Genomic DNA, 19,801 nt, shown 5'->3' with positions numbered 1-19,801 from the left:
ACTTCTAATCGCAAAAAACCGATCAGCGGAGCTTCCATCCCCGGAGGCTCCGCTTTTGTTTGAACCCAACCCCCGGGTCTTTCTTAATCCCAGGGTTCCTTCCGAAGAATCCGTTCATCCGCAAAGGAGACCAGGATCGAATCCGCCAGCACGCTGGGAAGAGCTGTCCGGCGTCCATCCGAAAGTTCCAGTAAAATACCGGATTCCAATCCTTCGGACTCTACCGGGGCTACCATCTCATTCAGGCAAATACCGCGTTCCGAAAGCAACTCCAGCAAATCGCGGCGCTCGGGTACGCGCCGGATTACCGCACGAACCCCGACAGGCAAATCGACCAAACGGTAGAGCTTTTGCATGGAGACATTGCCTTCTCCTCCCGGGATGGCTCCGCCATGCGGACACCTCCGGGGATAATCCAGGAAATGATCCAGTCTTTCCGCCAGGAGAGGCGACGATGCATGTTCCAACCGCTCCGCCTCCTCATGGACTTCGCTCCAGGCATAACCAAGGTGATCCACGAGGAAAACTTCCCACAAGCGATGAATGCGAAGAAGCTGGAGAGCCTTCTTTTTTCCTTCCTCCGTCAACACCACATTCCTCTCCGGCTTCACTTCAACAAGACCTTCCTTTGCCAGTTTCTGCAACATTTCACTCACCGAAGCAGGCGACACTTCCAGCCGATCCGCAATCAACCTGTTGTTGACAGTGCCGTGACGGCGCTGCAATTCTTCGATGCTTTTCAAATAATCTTCCCTGTTACTCGTCATCATTATTTTCTCCTCATCCATCGTCGTACAAGGTATACCTGACAAACACTGGTTTCGTTCAAAAATATCCAATTCCCAGACTTCATCATCGGTACACCTCAACTCGTATGCTTAATGCGGAGAGAAAGGAATCAGCCCTAATCTGTAATGGATCTCATTTCCTGATCCTAAGGTATTTATAATTGATTATTTGGAGGGCGCGGGAAAAATTACAGTTAATTAACCCTCATGATGCCGACTTTGTTGAAGCGGTTTGGCAATCCGTTATGAGTAACAATAAGTCGCTTATTATAAATAGTTAATAATACAATAACAAGAAGAATAAACACTTATTGTAGAAACATACATTGAGGCTATTTTCTGAGAGAAATTTGGTCTTGATAACGGATTGCCAAACTGCTAGTAGGAACGGTACCCATTCTCTTTTGCGATGAAACTCAGACTACCTCTTACTCTTGCGGCAGCCATAATGGCTTGTTATTCCCATGTTTCCTTCTCTGCCGATACGGGAACTGGCTTTAGTATCAATTTTATCAGAAATGATACCTTCTCAATGGGTAGTACGGATCCCATCCAGAATGTCGGTATGCCAGGTGTTGAAATTCCGAGTGGATTTTGGAATAACATCTCCCCTGGTACAGCCAATGCGTGGTACTCTGTTGAACGTGATAATCAAGGTGGGGCATTGACTGGCATTTCGGTGGCGACAACACGTACAAGTTTTTGGTCGTCCGGTAAAACGGATACCCAGACGGATAAATTGCTCGCTTCTTATATTGATGCAGGTAGAGCTGATGCTTATACGGTTACAATTGCCGGTGTACCTTATCTGTCTTCGACGGTCTATATTATTATGTCCGGCGACAATACCCAGGTTGAACATAATACAGCCATGAATGTCAATGGGGTAAACTGGACGTTCAAAGATGGTGAAATGGTTGAGGGAACTGATGTGTGGGGAAGTTATGCCAACAATCAGGGTGCTCTTGTTCTCGGCACAAATGTCCTTGAAATCAAGGATATAACCGGGGGATCCATCTTTATCAGCAATGTGGTCAACAGCGCTGGGCGTGGATGTATCGCCGGTATTCAAGTTGTCGATTCCTATGCAGGGACTTATTTGTATCGCACTCTTGGCAGTACTGCTGCGTGGACCGATGCTTTATGGTCTGATACGGATGGAGAAACCGGGTCTCTTGCTTGGGGTGGGACAAACCATGCTGCTGTCATAAAGGCAGAAGCAGGAGGTTCGACTCTGTCTGTGACAGGTACGGTTTCGGCAGATGGCATAATCCTCAAATCGGGAAAATTGATTCTTTCCGGAGGTACGCTCAATATGACGGGAGCTGCAGCTTTTATTACGGAAGTGGGAACAACGTTGAAACTTGACGAAACCTCCGTGACTGCAACTGGCGGTTTGACGTTTCAGGGAGGCGGCATTTTCGAAGTAACGAATATTTCGAAGCTTCCTACTTTGCTTAAAATTGATGGAGGAACGTTAAATTCATTAAACGCTGTCACTGTAGGAGAAGGAGGAGACATGCGCGTCGGAGGAACTGCCGTCTTCCAAGCTCCTTCCCTGACAGTAGAATCGGGAGGAACTATATCCATTCATCGGAGTTTCTCTGAAGCCTTAAAAGTAGATTCTTTTTCGGGAAGTGGCGAACTCGTTTTGGGGACCGCTATAAGTTTCGACAAGGATACTCTTCCCGGAGTGCATGAGTTTCTGAAGGATTTCAGTGGAACATTGACTTTGGGAGGGGCCGGGGAATATTATTTTAATTATACAGGATCGACAGATTTCGGGTCAAGCATCCTTATCGGCAAGGAAGGGATGACGATACATGTGGAGAAAGGTGCCACGTTTCGTCTGAACCCTATCAATAATGGATCGAATACGTTCCAGAATGATATGATTCTGGAGGCAGGCAGCAGCTTTTACAAACAGGATGCTAGTCCGTTGATTTTGTCCGGCAATATCCGGATGAACGGCAATGTAACCGATTCAATCATCATAACCGGTCAGTGGGGGGCAAAATCGACTCTTTTCTCAGGAAAAATTTCCGGGCAGGGGACAGTTCAATTGAGGTTAAGCGGTGGGCTTACTGAAACTTTCAGGATCAACAATGCTGCCAATGACTTTTCCGGAACCTGGATGGTAGGCCGGAACGATGGAGGAGACAACATCACTCTCCAATTGGAAGCCGATGCTATTTCGATGGCTTCTGTAGAACTGACCGACAAAGGAATATTGAGAAACAATGTTGAGAGCGCCTCTCTTGTCAATTTGTCGGGAACCATGGCTAATGCTCAGATTACTTCCGGAGCAGCGGATGGAAGTTTCAATACTCTGACCGTCAAGGGAATTGCCAATTATGCCGGCAAGATCGGCAAAAACCTCAATCTGAACCTTGCCGGAGGAGTGGCGCATGTCCTGTCGGGAGATTTGAGCGCTTTCACCGGAACGATTGCCGTTGCCGACAATGCCGCCTCCAATTTGACCCTTTCGGGAAGTTCTTCCGCCGATGGAGTCAATCTGTCCATGAGTCAGGGGAATTTAACGACGGGAGTGAAAGTGAATTTGCTCTCGGCCGATTCATCGGCTTTGACTCTATCTCTGACTGCCGGAGGGCAAATTGTTGTCACGGGAACTGCATCGGCATTCGCCTCGACGACGGTAACGGGTGCTGGAATGATCGGCATGGATTTGAATTCCTCGGCGGGAACTCTTGATTTGGGCGATTTTACCATTGGAGCTACAGGTGGTTTCCTGCGAATCAATCTGTCCAATACCGATGATCTCAGTCAGTTTTCCCTGACTGCTACGGGAACGTCTTTGGATGTTCTTCGAGGATCCTTGACGGCATCCGCCGGCAACAAGTTGTATGTGGCAAGTGGTTATGCAGGGAATAATGTCTCCTTCTCCGAAATGAACCTTTTGGTGAATGAAAGTGAGTCCGGTGCCGACAAATACTATTACCGCAATGGAGATTCCGTAACTCTGTCCCAGCCGGAATATTCGATGAATTCCCTTCTGATCAACGGTGATGCCGATGAGGCGACGACGGATGAAATCATCCTGAACGGAGCGGCTCTTTCTGCGGATTCTCTGACTCTTACCTCTTCTGCCGCTTATACGATCAAGAATGGCGAGACTGCCGGCAGCCTCGCCGTAGAACAGCTTTCCCTTCTTGGGTCGGGAACGCTGACGTTGAATACAGCGTCCACGATCGGGCAGATTACAGGATCCGGTTCGCTTGTTCTGTCTCAAAATACGATCATTCAGTCGGGAACGACAACATTGGCGAGTCTGAACTTTAATGGTACAACGTTGACTTTAGGAGATGGCAGTGGAAAAGCGGAAATTATTGCCGGAAATAGATTCAACCAAACGGCAAATACCAATTTGATTCTGCAAAACGGTTCTTCCCTAACGTTGAATGCTTTCCATCTTTCGAACGGGGCTACCTTCAATTTGGGAGGAGATGGAGAAAACGATTGGGGTGTCCTGAATGTGCAGAGATATTCGGGTGCCGATGAATTCCAATCAGGTACGACGGCTTTTAATATCAAGACCGGCAATGTGATGAACATCCTGGGGGCTGTTGATGGAACTTCCGGAACGGGAGCTTTTGTCCTTGGGCATTGGAATTATACAACGTCGGTCAATGTGTCTGGTGTTTTGAATATTTTGAATGCCCATATCGGCGTTGTGTCGGCAACGAATGCTACTCTCAACATCAATGAAGGCGGTGTTGTGAACATCAAAGGTCTTGATTTGGCATACAAACGCGATGCTGCAGCCAAAATTGCCGTCGTACTCAACGAAGGCGGCATGATTAATATGGGTGAGGACGGTATCGGCAAAACAACGGGTACGGCCGACGCGTTTACGCTCACCTTGAATGGAGGAACACTGGGTATTCTGAATACCGTGGATTCCTGGACCGGAGTCAAGGCAATGACTATCGGAGGTTCCGTCACGCTTAATACGGACAAATATACACCGGACACAACAGCCCAAGGTTCCGATTACGACGGTTATCTGGGAGGGGTGGGGACGATTACGATCAGCGGCGGCCTGACGGGCGTTGCCGGTACGGCCAACTTGACGATTGCGGGAGGAGGAGAAGTCGTTCTTTCCGGAGCCAACGATGATTATCAAGGAGGTATCACTATTGAATCGGGAGCGACCTTGACGGCTACGGGCGACAATAACAAGACCCTCGGCGGAGACAATGCCGTCGTGACTCTTCAGGACGAAAGCAAGCTTGTGTTCGGCGGTACGACCATGAATGCTGATTTTGCCTTTAAAGGCAACATTGTCGGCAATGGGAAAGGTACAATCGAGTCGTCTACCAATGTCACGCTTTCCGATATCAATGTCGATGTGGAGACAGTCAATATTACCGGAGGTAAATTGATTTGGGATAATCAAACGACTTCTGAAACGAATCTCCTTCTTGGAGCAACAGTCAATATTGGACCGAATAGTACGCTCCAGCTCAAATTCCCGGGATCTACCTCCAAGCAAAACGTTGTCCAAAGTGCCGTCAATTTATCGGAGGGAGGAACTTTACAGCTGGGAACAGGGTATGTAGCAGGAGGCGGCGCAATTGTCTTCAATATCGAATTTGCCCAAGGAATTACCATCCAGCCTTCCTCCGAAGCTGTCGTCGAAAAAGCTCTTCTCCAACTACCTTCCTGGGAACGTGTTTATTCCGTATCCAAATTGAATGGATCCGGTAATCTGGAAATTTCCAGGCAAGCCGGTGTGTATACCGTGGATGAAAACAAAAGTCTTTTCATTATCTCCGGAGTAGATGACGATTCTTCCAAGTGGTTTACTGGAACGATTTCTCTGACGAATGGAGATTCCGGCGATAATGAGGTTACCAAATATTTCAGACTGGTTCTCAACCACCAGAATGCCGCGGCCAAGGCTCTGATCTCCCTGGATAATGCCGCAACAAAGCTTCGTTTGGGGGTTGCAGATGTTACGATAGCCGGTCTGAGATCGGCAAAAGCGGGAGCGATGTTGGAAAAATCAGCATCTTTGACTTCTCCCTCCAATTTGACAATCAATTACTCCGGATCTGATGCCCTGACCTTTAGCGGAAAGGTGACGGATGGCGTCAACGTGATCAAAACGGGAACGGGATCCCAGATCTTTGATGGCGATTTGACCGCTTTCAACGGTACCTTTACGGCGAAGGAGGGACAATTGACGGTGACGGGTAAAACAACGGTTGCCGGAGCAGAAGAAGGGACGACTCTTCCCGTGGTGGGTTCGGGTACCCGGTTCAATCTTGACGGCGGCAAATTGAGTTTCCCGTCGTTGATCGCCGGTTCCACCTTGACGACGACATTGGCCTCCAATGGTTCGTTGACGGGGGCGTTATCATTGGACGGCGGCAGTGTCGTTGTCCTGAATGACCAAGTCAATACACAGTATGCCGTTTCGGACGGCGGCAGCATTACTCTTGGATCAGGTGTTGTCTTTGATCTCTCATCACTAGTCTCCCTGACAACAGGACACTATATCTATCAGATGTTTACGCTGGCCGGCGGATTTGATAAATCCAAAATTTCAAGTTACGGAATGGAGGTTGACGAGGATTCCCGTGACAAAATAGACTATCAGCTGGGGGCCGGCAATATGCTCCAAGTCGTTTTTGACAAGACGGATGTCACATTGACCTGGACAGGAGATGCCGATCTCTGGCAAACGAGGAATGATGCTTCTTCTTGGACTGCCGATATTCCTTCGGTGGATACCAGTTTCCATACGGGAGACAAAGTCGTCTTTACCAATGATGCCGCCGAGAAAACGGTATCAATCGTAGGAACGGTCAAGCCCAATACCATGGAAGTAACGGGAGGGGACTATACCTTCAATGCCGGGACGGACGGCACCATTGCCGGGAGTAGTTCTTTATCACTGACGGGCGGAAGCCTGACGATGAATCTGGCCAATACCGGATGGAACGGAGCCATTTCCGTCGGATCCGCCAAACTGGTTGCCAATACGGCCGGTGCCCTGGGAACGGGGACGCTGACCCTGAACAACGGTTCTACCCTGGGCTTTGTTTCCGAAGGGTTGGATTCCCTGGCTTCGATCAATATTGCCGACAGTGCCACGACAACTCTTTTGTGGTCTGGCGACCAGGGGACGCTGAATAACCGGTTTACGCTGGGAAGCAATTCCATTCTCAAAGTCGATGCCGGAACTACGGCCGCGGCAGGGTCGTTGACCCAGGCGCTTGGTACCGGTCAGACGCTTCAGTTCAAGGGTGACTTTACGGGAGCCACGCTTGCTGTGACCGGCAGCGGCCTTCTGGAATTGCTGGACAGTGCCAAAGCTGCAACGAGTCTCACAAACGGAGTCAGTTACCAGGTCGGCAGCAACGCCGTGTTGGCTTTGTCGGGAACCGGAACATATTCTTCCGGCAACCTGACTGGTTCGGGAATTATTGAGTTGACGACAACAGGAACAACTACGCTTTCCTCATCCGGGGACAATTCTTTCAGCGGTACGCTGGTACTTAAGAATGGCAACGGAACTCATCTTGTTTTGGGGGATGCTACCCCCGGATCCGGAACATTCAATCTCTCCGGACGTCCGGATGTTCAAATGGAAGCTGGTTCCAGCATGGTTCTGAACAGTCAGTTTTCCTCAACGGATATGGCTGTTGCCAAAACTAATGCCCTGACGATCGGCAATCTTTCCGGGACTGGCACGATTCGTGGAGACTGGAACACGAGTGACGGGGGGAACGGGCATAGGTTTATTTCAGTAACTCAGACGGACGATCTTGAGTTTTCCGGGACGATTATCAGTTCCGGGTCTATTGTGACCAATGTCGGCCTGTTGAAGAACGGCAGCGGGACATTGACTCTGAGCGGAGCCAACACATCACAGGCGGATCTGGACATCAACGCCGGCGGCATCATCCTGTCGGGTGCCGGCGTCTGGAAGGGCGCCATCAACCTGACGGCTGCCGGCTCTACTCTGACTTACGCCAATACCTCCGACATCACGCAGGGAACGGCGGTCACCGCCGCCGCCGGTTCGTCCATCAACTTCACGGGCGGACAGACCTACACCCTCTCCAACGAATCGAATGCCATTGCCGGCAGCGTCTCGGTCGGAAAGGCCGGAGACGCGACAGGCACGAAACTCGTCCTTTCCGGAGGATTCGGTGCCGGTTCCATCTCCCTGGCAACCGATCAGGATGCCCTGGAACTTTCCGGCGCCGACAAGGAACTCTCCGGCGAACTCTCCGGCAACGGTTCCCTGAGCGTTACAGGAGGCACCCAGACGCTTTCTTATGCCAATTCCGCCTTTATCGGCGCCGTCTCGGTCTCGGGCGGCACGCTGCGCGCCGGGTCGAACACGGCCCTGGGGAACAGCGACATTGACGTGTCGGGCACCGGCGCCTTGGACGTCAACGGAAAAACCCTCGCCAACAAAGTCGTCCTCACAGGCGGTTCCCTGGCGGGCGGCAACGCGTCGTCCATCGGCGACCTCTCCGTCAACGTGGCCGGAGCAGCTTCCGCCAGCGTGAAAACCACGTCCCTGACCGGAGCCCTGAGCGTCGACAACCTCTCCCTCTCCTCCTACAACACCTTCGCCGCGAGCGACAACCTGATCGTCCGCAGCACGATGACGCTGGGCAGGGGCGCCCGGGCCACCGTGGCGGGCAACCTGGCTCTCGGCGGCTCGCTGCGACTGGACAGCCTGATTACGTCCCCGTCCACGGCCTCGCTGGCCATCACCGGCACGCTGACGTCGACGGCCTCTTCCGGGAACCTCACCATCGACGTTTCCCGCACCTACCTCTCGCAGCTCACCACGGGCAATTACACCCTCGCCACCTATGCCACCCAGGGCAGCCTGACGCCGGAGCAGATCCTCGCCGGCAACGCCTACGCGGACGACAGCTCCGTCATGAACTGGAACGACGTTTCCAACGTCTACTCCTTCAAGCTGGACACCGCCTCGTCCGGCGGCATGACGACCCTCGCCCTCGTCGCCTTCGTCGATACGGACAAAGCCTGGGTATGGGATGGTGCCTCCGTCGCCACATGGGATCCGTCTGCCTCCAACTGGATTCCCGTTTCCGGGGATACGAGCGGCACCAACACAGGCAAGGTCGTTTACTTCGGCTCCCCCTCCATCGGAGAAACCGACCGGACCGTCAACGTAGACGGCGAAGGAGTTGCCCCCATCTTCATGATGGTAGACACCAATACGACCTACACCTTCACGGGAGACGGTTCGATTGCCACGGACGAACTTGCCATGACCGGCATCGGTACGACCGTCCTCGAGAATGCCAAGGCCGATGGGGCGTCCAATGCCATCAAGCGCATTTCCCTGCAGAAGGGTACCGTCAAAGTCACGTCGGATGCCGCCATGGGCACGCCGGAAAGCATCTCCTTTGAAGGAGGCGTCCTGGAATACGGAACCTCCGGCCTCGCCGACGTCTCCGCCGCCATGAGCGTCAAGGACGGCTCCGGCCTCAACCTGGCCGTCTCCGAAGGGGCTTCGGCCACCGTCGGAAAACTTTCCGCCGACCTCGCCTCCGACACCTCCCTCGTCCTCAACAAGTACGGAGCCGGGGAACTCGTCCTCGACCAGGACTTCGCCGGCACGGCCAACGTCACCGGACTCTACGATCTCGCCGACACGGTCAACGTCGCCCGCGACGACAATGACGCCGGCACGCTGACCCTCACCGACGGACACACCTACGGCGCCGTCAACGTCGGCTCCGCCCACACCCTCCGCATCGCCGACGATGCGGAAGTAACGGTGAACTCCATGATCGGCGGCATCGCCGACGAAACCGGCTCCACCGGCTACGGCACGGTTTCCATCGGATCCGGAGCCGTCCTCGCCATCGGCACGGCCGGAACGCTCTCCACGGCCCTGGAACTGGGCAACGGCTCGGGCCTCGTCCTTGCCGACGGAGGAGAAGGTTCCCCCAACACCCTGGCCGGAGCCATCACCCTCTCGACCGAAGGCGACGGACAGGCCCGCGTCACCGGCGGAGGTACCGTCCTGCTGGCCGGAACGATCGCCTCGTCCGACATTGCCGGCAACACCTCGGCCCTGACCCTCGAAAACGCCTCCTTCGACGCCTCCGGAGCCTCCTTCGCCGACACGGTCAACCTCACCCTCGGCACCGCCGACGCATCCGGCACCGCCACCCTCTTCGACCTCGGAAGCGACGCCTCCAAGGCCATCGCCCTGGCCGGACTCAACGTCCTCTCCGATGCCGCCGTCAAAGGCATCGCCGGGCAGACCCTCAGCTTCGGCTCCGGCTCGCTGGCAGGCACCCTCGACGGCGACTTCACCGTCCGTCTCACGGGAGGAGCCGACGGCGCCGGCAGCGTCTCCCTCGACGTGACCGACACCGCCGACCTGGGCGGCGTCCTCTTCTCCGTCGCCGGAGGCACGTTCGGACTCAACGGCCTGGCCGGAACCAACTCCATCGCCATCTCCGGGGGCAGCCTCACCGGCGCCTCCAACTGGACCGGACGCGTCAGCGCCGACACCACCTCGCAGTACGGCGACATCGACCTGGGCGGCCTCACGGCCTCCTCCCTCAAGGAAGCCACCCTCGCCTCCGGCTACGTCGTCAACGGCATCGGACAGGGAGCCGTCTCCCTCGACACCGCCGACATCGGACTCGGAGTCGCCAACACCATCTTCCGCCACGGTTCCACCGGAGCCACGGAAGGCGCCGGCGCCACCGTCCTCAACTTCGGGGAAGGAACCCCGGACGCCAACTCCGTCACCATGGCCGGGGACTCCGTCATGGTCCTGCGCTCCGACGACGAACTCAGCCAGTACTTCCTCGACAAGCTCGCCATCATGTACGGCAAGGACGAACTCCTGCCCGACTACGCCGAACCCGAAGAAGCCTCCAACACCATCAGCCTCACCCTCACCAACGGCGCCCTCAACCTCACCGCCGGACAGATCAAATTCGATCCCCTCCTGCGCACCTGGGGGCTGAAACTCGAGTCCGTCGACTCCGCCTCCGGCTCCATCGTCGTCAGCGGCAACCTCTCCGTCTGGCAGGCCTCCAAGGAAGGTAACATCACCGGGTACGACGACCTCGTCGACTACCGCGCCGTCTACGTCAACAGGGACATGAGCATCACCCTGCCCGGCAGCGACTCGGAACCCCTCACCGTCAAATACCTCAGCGGACAGAAGGGAACCACCCTCGCCATCGACAGCGACGGGACGGGCACCGCCCGCGTCCGCTTCTACAACGACCGTGACAAGGACGGGGAACTCGTCGACTCCGTCCTCGCCGGCAACCTCACCGCCGGGGAACACACCGCCCTCTCCAAGACCGGGGAAGCCACCCTCACCATCGGGGGCACCGCCACCCTCGGCGGCAGCCTCACCGTCGAAGAAGGCGGCATCGCCCTGACCCGTGTCGGAGCCGCCCACTCCATCGCCTCCCTCACCGTCGGCGACGGAGACGCGCAAGCCGCCACCTTCACCCTCTCCGGACAGGGAGCCTCGGCCGCCGTCGGCACCCTTGCTGTCGGCCGGGACGGCACCCTCGCCCTCACCGGCTCCAAGTCCGTCCTCGAAGCAGGCACCCTGGACGAAGCCTCCGGCTCCATCCTCCTGGGCGGAGACTCCACCCTGAAACTCGCCTCCGGCGCCGCCATCGCCGGCACCGTCAAGGCCCTCGGCGGCGCGGCGGGATCGGGCACCCTCGAACTCGGGGCGGGCACCACCACCCTCACCGCCGCGGGAGCCCTCGACGGCATCGCCCTGGTCACCGGGGAATCCACCCGCCTCATCCTCGACACCCCGGACACCTCCGCCACCCTCACCGCCTGGAACGGCCTGGGCACCCTCGCCGGAGAAGGAAACCTCACCCTCACCGGGAAAGCCTCCTACGCCGGCACCCTCGCCGACTTCGGCGGCACCCTCGCCGCCTCCGGCAGGGACGCCTCCCTCACCCTCGCGGGCACCGGCAGCAAGGCGGCCGCCCTCGCCGCCTCCGGAGGGGGCTCCCTCACCCTCGACTACACCTCCGGGGACGCCACCTACTCCGGCCTCACCCTCACGGGCGGCTCCACGGCCACCCTCATCGCTGGCAACGGGGACGGGACCAACAACACCCTCACCCTGCGCCGGGGAGGCACCGTCAGCGGAGACTCCACCCTCGGCTTCATCCTCAACACCGAAGCCTCCGGCAGCCTCTCCTCCACGAGCCCCCTCGTCACCACCGGAGGCAGGGAAACCCTCGACATCGCCGAGGGAGCCACCGTCCGCCTCGCGGCCGGAGACGGCCAGGAAGTCATCCACGGCACCATGCCCCTGCAAATCGCCCTGGCCTCCAAAGTCAGCCAGCAGGGAGGCATCAACCTCGTCTTCGACGAACTCTTCGGCAAATACTTCGACCCGTCGCAGTCCCGCGTCGAAACCGTCGAGGGCACCATGATCCTCACCACCGCCGCCAACCGCAACGGCTTCTACGTCCACCAGGCGCAGAGCGAGACGGCCCGCAGCGGCGGAGCCCTCATGGACAACGCCCTGGTCACCGTCAACCCGCAGACCACCGACAGGGACAGCACCCTCGCCGCCCTCCTCAACGCCGTGGACGCCTCCATCAAGGCCCACGACCGTGCCGGAGCCAGCCGCACCATGGCCGCCGCCGCGGGCAGCACGGTAACGAGCCTCCTGGGCTCGCTGCAGGCCGACTACCGCTACCAGCAGACCCTGGTGCGCAACCGGATGACCACCATGGGGCTGCCCGACGGGTACAGCTACGAAGGAGACCTCCCCCTGTGGAACACCTGGCTGCAGGCCACCGGCACCTACAACCGCCTCAACACCGACGGGGACGAAGCGGGCTACCAGTACAACACCTGGGGAGGCACCTTCGGGGTCGACGCCAACCTCAGCAGCAAATTCACCGCGGGGCTCGCCATGACGGCGAGCTACGGGAAACTCACCTCGACGGCGGCCGACTCCCTCAGCGGAGACATGGAAGTCTACTACGTGAACCTCTTCGGTCGCTACCAGAGCGGCAAGTGGGGGCACAACGTCATCCTGACGGCGGGGTGGAGCCAGAGCGACATCGACCGCACCGTCCCCTGCGGCTCGGGCAGCTACACCGGCCACGGCACGCCCGGGGGGCAGGTGTGGGGAGCGATGTACGAAGGCACCTACGACATCAGTCTCAACGAAGAGAACAGCGCGATCCTCCAGCCCCTCGTCAACGTCTCCATCCTCAAGAGCAGCGTGGACGACTACACGGAAGAGGGTGCGGGCAGCGCGGGACTCCGCGCCGGCGGCATGGACGCCACGACGGGCACCGTCTCGGCGGGAGTGCGCTGGATGGGCCTGACGGGAGGCAACCTGTTCGGTCGCGAATCCCTGGCGGAAGTGCGGGCGCAGGTGTCGCAGGACTTCGGAGACACGCGGAACGAAGCGCAGGTGGGCTTCGTGGGCGTGCCCGGCTTCAGCCGTGGAGTGAAGGGGAGCAAGGCGGGGACGACGGGCCTGCAATTCGGTGCGGGACTGAGCATCCCGACCGGGGACCAGGGCACGATCTTTGTGGAAGCCAACGCGGACCTGCGGAGCCGGATGACCTCGGCCAACGGGAGCATAGGCTACCGGTACAACTTCTGATAGGAACAGAAGACGCAATAAAAGAGAAACACAGCGGGGCGGCTCCTCCACACAACGAGGGGTCGCCCCAAACTGTTTTAAAATGCCTGATGATTTGAAATCCAGCCCAACAATCGCCATGATCCAGTACGAAGACTATCGACAAGGACTTGATTTGGCGGACGAGGAACATTAGTATTTTTAGTACTTTAAAAAAGACCTCCATCATGATGAAACATTTCCTCCTTCTTGCCATGCTTGTCCTAGCGCCATGCCTGACGCATCTAACGGAAGCCGTCCCGTCTACACTAAAACCTGAATCACAGGACAGAGACAAGACTTCCTATACATGGACAGATCGGCATGAAGCGATTAAACTGCGCCATCAGTCCGTCAAACCGGAATATGTTATTATCGGAGATTCCATCACCCACCACTGGGGAGGGGAACCGGCAGACCGGTTCGGCCAATATGGGCAAGCCTCATGGGCAAGATTGTTTGGACCGCATACCGTCACCAACATGGGGTTCGGATTCGACTATGTCGACAACGCCTACTACCGCGTCGAACAGGGAGAACTGGACGGTATTTCCCCTCGCGTCGTTATTCTAATGATAGGAACCAACAATCTCGGGCATCGTAAAGATTCAGCCCAAGCATGTGCCGACAATACGAAAGCCCTCGTCTCACTCATCCGTCAAAAAACGCCGGCTTCGAAAATTCTCATTCTGGGAATCCTCCCCCGCCGGGAAAAAGAACTCGGCCCGGTCATCGCCGATACGAACAAGCGTCTCGCCAGCCTCGCCGACAACAAAACAATCTTTTTCGCAAATCCGGGACTGGCCCTCCAAAGCAATGAACCCGGTATCATCCGCAATACTTGCACATCAGACGGTGTTCACTTGAAACCAACGGGATATGGAATTCTCGGAGAAGAAATAGCCGGCACACTCTCTCGCATCGACTCATCCTACAAAGGCGGAAAGGTTCCACGACCCGAAACGATCGACGGCATAGCCCCCGAGCAAATCCAACTGGCCGCCATCGGCGATTCCATCACGGACAACTATCACAAAGCCCAACCTCCCTATCAGGACTTCCTTCCTATCTGGAAAGAATTTTACACCCCGTACAATGCCGTTAACCTCGGAGTCAGCGGCAATACAACCGATGATGTTCTTGCACGCATCGGCAATCAGGGCATCCTGGACCACATCTCCCCGAAAGTTGTTCAAATCATGATCGGAACCAACGATACGGGCCAGGGAATCTCGGAGGAGGAAACTTTCCGAGGCATCCGCCGGGTCGTCGATAAAGTCCGGGCTAAACTCCCGGAATCACACATTCTTCTGATCGGTATCCTGCCCAGCAACATCCATCACTGGCATGTCCCCGCAGCAGCCGAACCCGTTAAAAAATTCCAGATCGATATGAAAGTCAACGACCGGTTGGCACGCTTCTATTCCGACCGCTCCGAGGTTACTTTCCTGGACATCCGCCACGTTTTCCTCAACCCGGACGGCTCCCTCCGATCAGAGTTGTTCTACGATCCCCATGTCGTCGTCATCAACGGACAAAAAGCAGGCCCCCTTCACCCTGATACCAAAGGCCAGCGCCTCATGGCTGAAACAATCCATCCATTTATTGAACGTTTGTTTAAAAAATAGAGGTGATTCCCAGCCCGACTGAATGCTGGAGAGCGGAAGATCAATTATATATAATCACTAAATTCCAATAAGTTATATTGTCTTTTTCCTGAATTCCCGGATTCCTTTCTTCGTTCTTTCGGGAAGAAAATGCTTGAATCTGCCCGGGAACTACCCCACTTTCAGAACCGGAAAAATTCTTTTTTATATCTCTTTGATCAATGAACGCACACTGTCCCATCATGCTTGGTCTTCCCATCAGACAGGCGACTGTGCCCATTTCTTTTTCTACTTCTCCTCCGTCTTTCCGCCTCGCAGCAATCGCTCGGGGAAAAACCGATCATTAAGCCTTGCCCCTTTGCCTACATGAGCAACGACCATCAAAACGCCATCGTCAAATACTTCTCCGAATTCAAGGTTCTCAAAGAAGCATCCAGTAATTTCTGGATTACCAACCTCATCCAGTTTTTCGACGGGTTGGCATACTTTTCCATGATCACGATCTTCACGCTCTTTCTGAACAAGTATTGTGGATTTGACGATGCCTCCTCCACCCTGTGGGTCGGTCTTTATACCCTTTTCATTTCGGCGCTGGTTTTTGCCGTAGGAACGATTTGCGATATTATCGGCATCAAGAAAAGTTATACCATCGGATTGGTTTTGCTACTAATCGGGCGAATTTTCCTGGGACTCGGGACGAACTTCGCCACAGATATCATGCACTTGAAAATAGAAGACTCCAGACCTATCGTCATGGTCGGCATTTTCATCATGTCCTTCGGTACAGCCTTCATGAGTCCCGTTATCCAGACATCCATCCGGCGTTTTACAACGATCAAAGTCCGGCCAACAGGTTTTAATTTCTACTATCTTTTCATGAACATCGCCGCCTGGTTGTCCGGCTGGGCTATCGTGGACGGCTTCCGTAAAGCTTACGGCGATGTCGACGGCTGTTACTATGTCATCAACTTCGGCACAGTTATGTGCATCATCGTCTTCATCCTGACGCGCTTCCTCGACGACGATTACTATGCCGAGCCCAGCGAACGCATGCAGAAAAAGGATCAGGAGCGCAGGCCGCTCCAGCTCTTCGCCGAAGTATGGAAAGAATCCGCCTTCCGCAAGTTGATCATCTTCCTCGTACTGACGCTGGGAGTACGCATCGTTTTCACGTTGCAGTTCCTGATCATGCCCCAGTATTACTCGCGAACGATCTATGACGACTTTGCACTGGGTTTTGTCAATTCACTCAACCCGATGATCATCGTTCTGGGCTTGATTCTGCTCATTCCGATCATTAACAGATACTCAACAGTCAAGCTGATGATCGTCGGCATGTCGATCTCGGCTTTCTCCCTCGTCTTCATGGCCGTTCCCATTGAGTGGTACTACATCATTCCGGGCATCGAGACACGATCCCAGGCCTTTCTGGTTGCCATTATCACGCAGATCGTCATCTTCGCCTTTGGCGAGTTGCTGTTTTCGCCACGTTTTTCAGAGTATGTGGCACGCGTCGCCCCTAAAGACAAAGTCGCTTCCTACATGTCGATTGCCGCTTTGCCGATGTTCATTGCCAAGCCGATCAACGGTGTCATCGGGGGCTTGCTGATCAGCTATCTCTGCTACGACGGCATCGCCGCCAAAATGGACACCGGCCATATCGGATTCTGGCAATCCCCTTCGTTCATGTGGTTTATTTACCTGACTCTGGCCGTCCTCAGCCCGATTGCCATTATCCTAACCAGGAAGTCGATCGCCTCCGACCATCCGGAAGAAGATGCAGCTAAAGAGCTGGAACCGATGCCTCCGCCCCCTGCCGAAGCCGAAGCCATTCAACAAGACGCCTGATTTCCTATGACCGACCATTCTCAATCCACTTCCGATACCATGAATGAGGAATCCGACACGCAACACGGGATCCGCTGGGGAATCATTTTCCTGGATCTTTGCATCCTACTCCTTTTCAGTGGCATTCTCATGGGGATCGCCATCGGCATCCAAAAAGCATTTTCCGTCACCAATGATGCCCAGGCTCTCATCTCAACCATCCAAAAAGGCCAATTGATCGACGGTAAAGACCCCGTTTTCCTGCAGGCCCTCGGCCAAAATCATAACGGGGAAGCCGCCAAGCTTGCCAACACTCCCGATTTCAGCGGACGCACTCCTCTCATGTGGGCAGCCTACACCCACTATAACAACCCGGAACTTACCTACGCCAAGGACAAGATCCGGCATTATTACACGACCGAACTTCTCGCCGTTTCCGGCCTTGATGCCAAAGCCCGCGACAATGACGGATGGACCGCTCTGCACTGGGCATCCTGGAGCGGATTGCCCTCCGTGACTTCGCAATTAATCAAAGCGGGCCTGGATATCAATCTTGCGGAGAAGAATGGCTACACGCCTGCCATGCTGGCAGCCATGCGCGGCAATGACAAATCCATCGCATTCCTGATTGAGGCCGGAGCCGACCTCAATGCTAAAAACAAGAATGGTCAATCTGCACTGGATCTTGCCCGGCTGGCATACACTGCTTACCTGGCCAACTTCGATCTGACGAAAACCAAGGTATGGCTTCCCAACAATCCCGCTAACGATGCAGATCAAACCGAGACAAGCAGCTCAACGGGAAAATACGTCGATATACGCGGCGAAGCCTTCCGTAATACTATTCGCCTCATTGCGCAGAAAACAGGACAAACGCCTGAAGCCTGAAACAGCCGGGTACACAAAGAAATGCGGCAATTATTCTTCCGGTTCAAGAATAACAGCCACCTTGCCCATAAACGAAAGTTCGGTATGAATTCGTTTTTCAAAAACGGAAGCCAGCTCATGGCATCTGGAAATGGACAAGCCGCCCGGAACAACCGCATGGACGGCAATCATAGGGGCTCCGCTAACGATATCCGACCGAATTTCACGAATTGAAACAATGTCGGGAATCTGCTTGCCAAGTTTCTCCACAACCTGGCTGACCTCCTCTTCGGAAAGCTTCCCTATGTCCGACTTCCCCGGCCAGTCGCGTTTGTCCGGTTCAATGCGTAGCACGACTTCAGTCACATGCAATTCCTGCTCCAAATCAGCCTGGAATGCCCGGACACGTGAATAACCTTCTCTCAGGGAAATATCCGGCGGCATCTCCACATCCATGAACAGGACAAGGTCATTTCCCCTCCTGATTTCGCTAAACCCATGAATCCGGACATGGTAACGGAAAGCAAGAGCATGAGCCACCATATCAGGAGATGCATGCAAAGGCATGCTACAAGGTTCCACATGAATAAAAACATCCGCATCAGGAACAACCTTGCGCACCAGAGACTCCATCAGTTCCGTCACTTCGTGCGCGTCCTCCACATGTAACTCCGGAGGTGTTCCAATTGTCATTTCCACATAGGTTTTAGCACCTATATCCCGGGAACGAAGACTCAACAGCGGGTACTCGGGAGCACTGGTCCTCAATTCCGAACAAATCTTCTCATTCACTTCGGACGATCCTCCGTCCATCAAGGCATGGATCGAACGTTTCCCAAGCCCCCACGCCACAACGCAAACAATCCCGGCCACAAAAAGAGCCGCTGCCGCATCCGCCTTCTCCAGCATGGTACGCCAGATACTTCCCTCGTCGACAAAACGCGACAATCCCACGCAAACCAATCCCAGCAAGACGACTCCCGACGAATAAATATCCGTCGTAAAATGCATGGCATCCGCCTCCAAGGCCTGGCTCTTGTGCTCCTTCGCCACACGGCGCAACATTGCAGAACGGTTGATGTCCACGGCCAGGGACACCGCAACTACCGCAAATGCCCACCAAGTCAGTTCCAACGACCCCGCTCCAAAGATCAGACGGTCCAATGCCTCCCAGACAATCCATAGGCACGTTACCAGCAACAGCACCGTTTCCGCCAGAGCAGAAAGGTTCTCCACCTTTTCATGTCCATACTGATGGTCGTCGTCCGCCGGACGCGACGCCATCCGAACAGCATAGAACGTTATTGCCGCCGCACAGAAGTCCAATCCGCTATGCAAGGCTTCCGACAGAATACCGAGACTGTTCGTTGCAAGACCCGCCCAAATCTTGATACCCGTCAAAAAGAGCGACCACAAAACGGATGAAATGGCCGCCCTTGCTTTTTCCCGATGTGCGGAGTCGGTGGATAAAGAAGTCATTTCTGCTGTTTCAAGATATCGCGGATCTCTTCCAGCAGGACGACATCATCAGGTTTGACCGGGGCAGGAGCCGGCTTGGCTTCCTGCTGGAGACGAGCTTTGATCAAAATCTTCAACATGATGAAAATAGCCAGCGCCACAATCACAAAATCAATCACGGATTGAAGAAACAGGCCATAGCCCAGCGTCAAAGCCGGCTTACCGTCCTCCGCCGCACGAAGAACCCAAACATCTTTCGTCAAATCAAGACCGCCGGTCAACAAACCGACCAGAGGCATGATGATGTCCGCAACAAGGGAATTGACGATCTTGCCGAAGGCGCCGCCGATCACAACGGCCACCGCAAGATCTACCACATTGCCTTTCATAGCAAAAGCCTTGAACTCCTGCATGAACTTTCTGGGAATATCCTTATTAACCATATTTTTTCTCCTGTTACGAACCCTCTGTTAACAATCAAATTGAACAAAGTCAACCCCTCGGACTGAAACGTCCTCATAATTTCCCACGAGCCTCTTTTTCCTCCGGGATCCTTGATCAAATCATAGGAGCAATTGAGA

At 55.0% G+C, this 19,801-nt stretch carries 8 protein-coding genes; 4 read left to right on the top strand and 4 right to left on the bottom strand.

The window, feature by feature from the left end; all coding sequences use genetic code 11:
* Positions 1–83: 83 nt before the first annotated feature.
* Positions 84–770 carry a metal-dependent transcriptional regulator gene (locus tag QET93_RS02320; RefSeq protein WP_322190079.1) on the bottom strand — a complete coding sequence of 229 codons (687 nt, stop codon included), beginning with the start codon at positions 768–770 and terminating at the stop codon, positions 84–86.
* A gap of 427 nt (positions 771–1,197) precedes the next feature.
* On the opposite strand from QET93_RS02320, the gene QET93_RS02315 reads away from it, so the two are divergent.
* Positions 1,198–13,443: a hypothetical protein gene (locus QET93_RS02315; RefSeq protein ID WP_322190078.1), complete on the top strand. Its 12,246-nt coding sequence runs from the start codon at positions 1,198–1,200 to the stop codon at positions 13,441–13,443.
* Positions 13,444–13,649: 206 nt separating this feature from the next.
* Positions 13,650–15,089, top strand: coding sequence for a GDSL-type esterase/lipase family protein (locus QET93_RS02310; protein ID WP_280133130.1), 1,440 nt, complete (start codon positions 13,650–13,652; stop codon positions 15,087–15,089).
* A gap of 40 nt (positions 15,090–15,129) precedes the next feature.
* Here the strand turns inward: QET93_RS02310 and QET93_RS02305 are convergent, their stop codons facing one another.
* The gene (locus QET93_RS02305; protein ID WP_280133129.1) at positions 15,130–15,348 is read right to left on the bottom strand and encodes a hypothetical protein; all 219 of its coding nucleotides are present in this window, start codon (positions 15,346–15,348) and stop codon (positions 15,130–15,132) included.
* An 86-nt stretch (positions 15,349–15,434) separates the two neighbouring features.
* On the opposite strand from QET93_RS02305, the gene QET93_RS02300 reads away from it, so the two are divergent.
* Together QET93_RS02300 and QET93_RS02295 are read left to right on the top strand one after the other, a co-directional pair.
* Positions 15,435–16,916, top strand: coding sequence for an MFS transporter (locus QET93_RS02300; RefSeq protein ID WP_280126065.1), 1,482 nt, complete (start codon positions 15,435–15,437; stop codon positions 16,914–16,916).
* A 6-nt stretch (positions 16,917–16,922) separates the two neighbouring features.
* Positions 16,923–17,783, top strand: a complete 861-nt coding sequence (locus QET93_RS02295; protein WP_280133128.1) for an ankyrin repeat domain-containing protein — start codon at positions 16,923–16,925, stop codon at positions 17,781–17,783.
* A 30-nt stretch (positions 17,784–17,813) separates the two neighbouring features.
* On the opposite strand, the gene QET93_RS02290 is transcribed toward QET93_RS02295, so the two are convergent.
* Complete coding sequence (locus QET93_RS02290) at positions 17,814–19,241, bottom strand: cation diffusion facilitator family transporter (protein ID WP_280133127.1); 1,428 nt, start codon at positions 19,239–19,241, stop codon at positions 17,814–17,816.
* Positions 19,238–19,663 carry a large-conductance mechanosensitive channel protein MscL gene (mscL, locus tag QET93_RS02285; protein ID WP_280133126.1) on the bottom strand — a complete coding sequence of 142 codons (426 nt, stop codon included), beginning with the start codon at positions 19,661–19,663 and terminating at the stop codon, positions 19,238–19,240. Before mscL ends, QET93_RS02290 begins: the two co-directional genes overlap by 4 nt.
* Positions 19,664–19,801: the final 138 nt, after the last annotated feature.

Source organism: Akkermansia sp. N21116 (genome assembly GCF_029854705.2).
Taxonomy (GTDB): domain Bacteria; phylum Verrucomicrobiota; class Verrucomicrobiia; order Verrucomicrobiales; family Akkermansiaceae; genus Akkermansia.
The sequence above is the reverse complement of the archived record's forward strand: the minus strand, read 5'-3'. Positions and strand labels throughout refer to the sequence as shown.